At 54.5% G+C, this 6,744-nt stretch carries 6 protein-coding genes and 1 pseudogene; 4 read left to right on the forward strand and 3 right to left on the reverse strand.

Annotation, left to right across the window (positions count from 1 at the left end; translation table 11 throughout):
* Window positions 1-289, reverse strand: a pseudogene (locus DSL70_RS22490) (hypothetical protein); the annotation flags it as partial.
* A 146-nt stretch (window positions 290-435) separates the two neighbouring features.
* Here DSL70_RS22490 and DSL70_RS22000 point away from each other — a divergent pair.
* Window positions 436-1,329, forward strand: coding sequence for a LysR family transcriptional regulator (locus tag DSL70_RS22000; protein WP_119310133.1), 894 nt, complete (start codon window positions 436-438; stop codon window positions 1,327-1,329).
* A gap of 140 nt (window positions 1,330-1,469) precedes the next feature.
* Here the strand turns inward: DSL70_RS22000 and DSL70_RS22005 are convergent, their stop codons facing one another.
* On the reverse strand, window positions 1,470-2,570 hold the full coding sequence (locus tag DSL70_RS22005) for an alpha/beta hydrolase (RefSeq protein ID WP_119310134.1): 1,101 nt from the start codon (window positions 2,568-2,570) through the stop codon (window positions 1,470-1,472).
* A gap of 377 nt (window positions 2,571-2,947) precedes the next feature.
* Complete coding sequence (locus DSL70_RS22015; protein WP_245418316.1) at window positions 2,948-3,874, reverse strand: LysR family transcriptional regulator; 927 nt, start codon at window positions 3,872-3,874, stop codon at window positions 2,948-2,950.
* Between the two features lie 148 nt (window positions 3,875-4,022).
* Here DSL70_RS22015 and DSL70_RS22020 point away from each other — a divergent pair, with 148 nt between their 5' ends.
* From DSL70_RS22020 to DSL70_RS22030, 3 genes are read left to right on the forward strand one after another with little or no spacing between them, the layout of a single operon-like run.
* Window positions 4,023-5,147: an alkene reductase gene (locus tag DSL70_RS22020; protein ID WP_119310136.1), complete on the forward strand. Its 1,125-nt coding sequence runs from the start codon at window positions 4,023-4,025 to the stop codon at window positions 5,145-5,147.
* Window position 5,148: 1 nt separating this feature from the next.
* Window positions 5,149-5,601 (forward strand): nuclear transport factor 2 family protein, encoded by a 453-nt coding sequence (locus DSL70_RS22025; protein ID WP_119310137.1) that lies wholly within the window; start codon window positions 5,149-5,151, stop codon window positions 5,599-5,601.
* Between the two features lie 10 nt (window positions 5,602-5,611).
* A complete protein-coding gene (locus DSL70_RS22030; RefSeq protein WP_119310138.1) occupies window positions 5,612-6,565 on the forward strand; it encodes a TIGR03571 family LLM class oxidoreductase in 954 nt (317 codons plus the stop codon).
* Window positions 6,566-6,744: the final 179 nt, after the last annotated feature.

Raw genomic sequence — 6,744 nt, forward strand, 5'->3', positions numbered from 1 at the left:
CAGTGCAATGTGAACCGCTTCTTGTCGAAATTCTTCGCTTCTGGATCGTCCCATAGAAAATCTTCTTTGTTGCACAATATGCTTTCAAAGGAGCGGCACAGTTCCGTGACAGGTCCAAAGACAGGTCGCCAATGACGGTTCCCTTTGCTTTTCTGGCGAGATCGCAAAAGCTTTCGGCGCGGTTAGTGTTTCCCGCATGGAGGATGATGCCGTGCCCTTCGTCCAAAAGGTGTTTGGCAGCATTGAGGCCTACACCCTGTGTGCTACCAGTAATCAATATACTTGCCATCGGTTCATCCTTTCCTATGAGTGCCTTGCAACGATCGTCCATTTCGCGGCTACGACGTTTCTTACCTACTATAAGCGCTGGCCAATTGAGAGATGGATTGGTATAGTCTCGTTAATTTAATCAAATTAATTCATGGATAAATTCTCATGCCACGAGAAAATGTCAATGATCTGCGCGCTTTTGTTGCAGTTGCAAAAGAGAGAAACTTCACGCGTGCAGCGGCAGGGCTCGGCGTGACACAATCTGCGCTGAGTCACACAATCCGACAACTAGAGGAACGTCTCGGTGTGCGTCTTCTCACGCGCACCACACGCGCCGTCGCCCCGACCGAAGCAGGTTTGCGCCTGCTCAAGGGCGTAACGCCTCATCTGGAAGGCATTGACGCCGAGATCGAAGCGTTGGGAACCCTGCGCGACGTGCTTGCCGGAACTGTTCGGATCGTTTCGTCAGAATATGGCATCAGCCACGCGTTATGGCCTAAGCTGGCTCCGTTTTTGAAAAAAAATCCCGATATCAAAGTCGAGATCACGCAAGACAATGGCCTCAATGAAATTGTCACCGAAGGCTATGACGCAGGCGTTCGACGCGGAGAACACCTCGCCAAAGATATGATTTCGGCACGAATTGGGCCAGATTTGCGCTATATTGTTGTTGGCTCCCCAGCGCTTCTAGAAGTCTATCCGACCCCGATACATCCTCGCGAGTTAGACAGTATCCCTTGTGTCAACTTTCTGCTTCAGTCAACCGGCATCTATTTTGCGTGGCAGTTCAAGGAAGATGGACGTGAACTGCGCGTGCGGGTCGAAGGGCAGTTGGCCTTTAATAACGTTTTCGATTGTCTAAAAGCAGCGGAAGCCGGATTTGGACTTTCCTATGTACCGGACGAGATCGCTCAGAAAGGAATTGCGTCCGGAAAGCTCATTCAGGTTTTGGAACCTTTCTGCCCCACTTGGGACGGGTTTTACCTTTACTACCCAAACCGGCGTCAGGCATCCCCCGCGTTCCAGGCCGTCCTCAATGCCCTGCGCTATCGGGGATAACCTCGTCAAGGGATGAGGATTCCATAGCCGTTGTAGGTTTGAGGATTGCATTTAGGTGATATCGGTCACTGTCTACCCTTAGCGAGAGGATATGAAAGCCAGCGGGGATTCCGCTGACTTTTTTTGGGACTGCACTGACGTCAAGCCAGATTTTTTTCGAAGAATGACTGCAGCTTGTCAAACGGGATGATGTCAACCTGATCGTAAAGGTCGCAGTGATCTGCGCCTTCGATGATCATCAATTCCTTAGGGTCTGCAGCATTTGCGTAGGCATCATCACTGAAATATTTAGAATGAGCTTCGGATCCGGCGATCAATAGCATCGGGCGAGGAGCGATTTCATCGACATAACTCAGCAGAGGCATATTCATGAAGGACAGTGGGTTCGTCACAGTCCACCCAGCATTGGAGTTGACGGAACGAGGATGGTAGCCGCGCTCGGTTTTATAGTAGCGATAATACATCTGGATCACTGGATCGTTTATGCCATCGAGTGTATCGGGCAATCCACCTGCAAGAGCTGCCTGACCAGAAGCTGCATCTTCCCAACGTTGGCGACTCATCTTCTCAAGACCTGCTGCACGTTGTTCATCGGTGAGAGCGTCATAATAGCCCTTAGCCATAACGCGAGACATGTCATACATGCTGGCTGTCGCGACTGCTTTGACACGTTTGTCTGCAGCCACCGCATTGAGTGCCATACCGCCAAAGCCACAAATGCCGATGATGCCAATCCGTTCGCGATCAACGGTGTCATGCAGTCCCAGGAAATCGACGGCGGCCATATAATCTTCGGTGTTAATGTCAGGAGAGGCCACGCTCATCTCTGCGCCTTGGCTTTCCCCAACGAAGGAGGGGTCAAAAGCAAGGGTGACGAATCCGCGCTCTGCCATCGTCTGAGCATAAAGACCGGCCGCTTGTTCTTTCACTGCTCCGAAAGGACCCGCAATAGCGAGGGCCGCGATTTTACCGGAAGGACGTTCTTTCGGCATATATAGATCACCGGCAAGTGTTATGCCGTAGCGATTGATGAAAGTCACTTTCTGATGCTCCACGGCATCACTTTTTTTGAAGGTCTTGTCCCAATCTTTTCCCAAAGTTAGCTCCTGAGTTTTTGCGTTTGCAGGCGCATTCATCAATGTGGCGGCTGCTATGGTGGCCGTGCCGATGCCTGCGAGCTTGAGTAGGCCGCGGCGGCTGGAATTGTGAGTGTCGGAGGTAGTGTCTGGTTTATTCGTCATCTCTAGGTCTCCCGTTGGTATCGCAGTGGTTGCTGGTCGATATTTGGGGAGACTTCGCACGAGGATTAGTAGGGAAAATTTGATTGTGCCAATGAGCAGAATTCATTAATGCTTTGCGAAGACCACCCCTATCCTCAATCTATTGATAAAACTACCAATCCTACGGTTGAACCCTATATTGACATAGGAGCGATCGTAATTTGGCTTCAATTGATCATCGGAAGGGCGGACTCCTCAGCTAAGGCAGCAGGCAACTGCAAACTCAATATGTTATTATTTGAAGGGCTGATTAATTCCGGCCCTCTAAACTTGGTCTAAGGACCCGAGTTGATCATTTCAAATGGCAGCTCCGGCCGCGCCTGTAGAAGTAATGGCGATTACAACCAGTATGCAGAATCTGGGCGGGAGGCGTCCGCGACCAATGTGTCGATCAGGGCTCGCTGTGCCGGTTTCAGGTAGCGCGAACGAGGCCAGACTGCGTGAATGGGCATCTCGGCTCCAGCGAAGGGCTCGAGAACAGGCACCAGGGCTCCGGTTGCAAGGGCGCCTGTCACCAGCCATGTCGGCAATTGGGAGAGGCCTGCGCCAGCCTGCGTGGCGTCCAACATGGCATCACCGTCACTGAACTCGTGCCGCACCCTGATGAGTTGCGGCATGGTGGTGCCATCGGCTTGGCGAAGCAACCAGGCTGATGGGCTGTCTTCGCGACGGCTGCCAATAATGCAATCGTGTTCAATGAGATCCGCAGGCGTTTCAGGTTCCCCACGCCTCTCGAGATACTCCGGGCTTGCACAAATCACCAGTCTTTGGCGTCCCAGAAGCCGGGCAACAAGGTCCGCATCGTCTGCCAGAGCCCCGATCCGGACAACCAGATCCACCCCTTCGTTGATGAGATTCACCCGTCGTTCCGTGAAGTTAACAGACAGATCGAGCGACCGGTGCTCACCCGCCAGTCGGGTCAGAACGGGCAGAACATGCCTGCGTCCGAATGCGGCTGGCAGATGAATATTCAAACGCCCTGAAATGCGTCCGCTCTGTGCGACGACTGAATCCTCAAGGCTGCGCACGTCAGACAGAATCTCCGCCCAGCCATCGAAATAGCGCTGGCCTTCCGGGGTGAGCGACAGCCGCCGGGTGGTGCGATGCAGGAGCTTTGTCCCGAGCCTTGCTTCAAGGCGACTGACGCTCTTGCCGACAGCCGATCCGGTTAATCCCAGCTGCATGCCAGCCGCCGTGAAGGAGCCGCTACGCACCGCTTCAACGAATTCACGCACGCCAGCAAAGGGGTCTGTTGCATTCATCATTATGGAATCTTAGGACGGAATGAAGGGAATTTGAAGTATATTATCATTTCGATATTGATCAATAGATTATGTGGCAACGGCATGCCGACTTGCGCAAGCGGCACGCAACCGAGTTTCCATTGTCGCATCTAGTGAAAGGACTGTTCCCATGTCCCAACTCTTCTCGCCTTTCGATCTTGCTGGTCTTCAGCTCCCCAACCGGGTGGTGATGGCGCCCATGACGCGTTCGCGCGCCGAGACCGGGGTGCCGGATGACCAAACGGCTCTTTACTACGCGCAACGCGCCAGTGCTGGTTTGATCATTACTGAAGGCGCACCTGTCAGCCAGCAAGGCAATGGCTATCTCTACACGCCCGGCATCTATACCGACGAACAGGAAGCCGGTTGGGCCAAGGTCACGGAGGCCGTGCATCAGCGGGGTGGGCGCATCTATGTTCAGCTCTGGCACGTTGGCCGGGTTTCTCACACCTCGCTGCAGCCGGACGGTGCAGCGCCGGTGTCGGCGAGTGCAATTCGGGCCGAGGGAGCCATTTCCTATGCCATCAGTCCTGATGGTCAACCCGGCCAGCAGCCCGCCAGCACCCCTCGCGCACTGGAAACAGACGAAATTGCTGGCATCACGGCCGATTTTGTTGCTGCCGCCAAGCGTGCCGTGCGAGCAGGTTTTGATGGGGTCGAGATCCATGGAGCCAACAGCTATCTCTTCGAGCAGTTCCTCAATGCCAATTCCAACCAGCGAACCGATCACTATGGCGGCAGTATAGAAAACCGTCTGCGCTTCCTGATGGAAACCATCGATGCGGTTGCCGCGGAGATAGGGATGAACCGGACAGCAGTTCGCATCTCTCCCTTTGGACGTCTGTCCGGCATGAAGGGATATGAAGACGAGGCTGCAACATGGCTTGCCGTGGCCGAGGCTCTAGAGACGCGCCAGCCAGCCTATGTCCACCTCAGTGATCAGCTGACCATTGGCGGGGAGGCGATGCCGGCAGGCTTCCCCTCGCAATTCTGCAAGACCTTCACCGGCACACTGATTGCGGCAGGCGGTTTCACAAAGGAAACAGGCGAACAGGCACTTCAGGATGGGGCGCTCGATCTCATCGCCTTTGGCAAGCCTTTCATCGCAAACCCCGACCTTGTTGAACGGATGCAGCATGGCTGGTTGATCAATGAAGCCCCACGTGAAGCCTTTTATGGCGGCACCGGCTCTGCTGGCTACACCGATTTTCCCGTCTGGCAGGAACAGGCGAAGACAGAACAGAAGAACAACTGACATGACCACTGACAAAGATCGCATCAACGCGTTGTTTGATCGCGAAGAAATCCGGGCCTTACGCCTTCACTACAGCGCTCTTCTTGATGGAGGCCAGGCAGACCGGATGGGTGAGGTGTTCACCACGGATGCCGAGGTGAAGGTCACCGTTGGATCGATGAGCGGTCTTGAGGAAATCAAGGCGAGCCTCAAGGAGGCCTATCACAGCTTTGACACCCTCAAACGCGGTCACTATCCATTCGTTCATGCGGTTGCAAACCACGACATCACTCTGACCGGTGCGGATACGGCGACCGGCAGCTGCTACCTGTTGGACTTTGTCACAGATCGCCCTGGCGAACAGCATCCCTTCCTTTTGCTTGGACGGTATGAAGACAGCTACGTTCGTGTGAACGGGGAATGGCGCATCGCGCGCTCCGAGCTTGATGTGGTCTGGCCCAATGAAGAGGACTGAGACCTTCCCCATGGATGACATCACAACACCCCCGCAGAGCTTTTCCCGGGTCTTCTCGGAGAACCGCCTGTCGGTTGGGCTAATCACTCCGATCGAAGCCTATCCCGACAGTCCGTTTCCAACCCTTGATGATCATCAGCAGGTCGCAAAACTGGCTGAACAGGCTGGCTTTGCGAGCATCTGGGTGCGGGACGTACCCTTCTATGATCCGAATTTTGGTGACGCGGCGCAGATGCTCGATCCCTTCGTCTATCTGGGTTTCCTGTCTGCAGTGACGAAAGACATCACGCTTGGAACAACCGGCATCGTTCTGCCCCTGCGCGAACCGATCTCGGTTGCCAAACAGGCACTGTCGATGGACCGGTTGTCGGATGGCCGCTTCATTCTGGGTCTGTCGACGGGGGACCGGCCCGTGGAATATCCCGCCTTCAATGTCGATTTCGAAGATCGGGGAGCCCGCTATCGCGAGCAGGTGGAGCTGATCTGCGCTCTGTCCGAAAACCGCTTCCCAAGGATCAAGACACAGCGCTTTGGCACATTTACTGGCAATTTGGACATGCATCCCAAGCCAAAGAATGGACGACTTCCGTTAATGGCGGTTGGACGCTCCCGGCAATCCATCGAGTGGCTTGCGCAGACCATCGATGCATGGATCTGGGCAGTGGATGATGACGATGCGATCGCCGAGATCCTTGCCTCTCTCAAGGCGGCAGCAGGAGACAGGACACCGCCCGCCTATGGATATTCCACCTTCTTTGATCTGGATCCGAACCCGGATGCCCCCTATCAGCGCTTCTACAATGTGATACGGATAGGAAGGAAGGCATTGATCGAGCGGCTGTTGCGCCACCGTGACCTTGGTGTCCAGCATATTGCACTCAACCTCAAGCCCTCGCGGCGCCCGGCGCAGTCGGTCATCGAGGAAATGGGGACCCATGTCTTGCCAACTCTGGCTGATGCATGATGACAAACGAACGCCGGGTGCTTGGCCTTTGGGCTGAACATCAGGCGTTTGAATGAATTGCCCCTAGAATTGTAGACACCTTGTTCCCTAAAATTGAGTCAAGGAGACTACGATGGCCCATACCCAATTCACCAAAGAATTCAAGATTGAAGCAGTCACGCAGATCACCGAGCGAGGGT

Origin of the sequence: Cohaesibacter haloalkalitolerans, from assembly GCF_003574655.1 — a bacterium.
In the GTDB taxonomy this organism is placed as follows: domain Bacteria; phylum Pseudomonadota; class Alphaproteobacteria; order Rhizobiales; family Cohaesibacteraceae; genus Cohaesibacter; species Cohaesibacter haloalkalitolerans.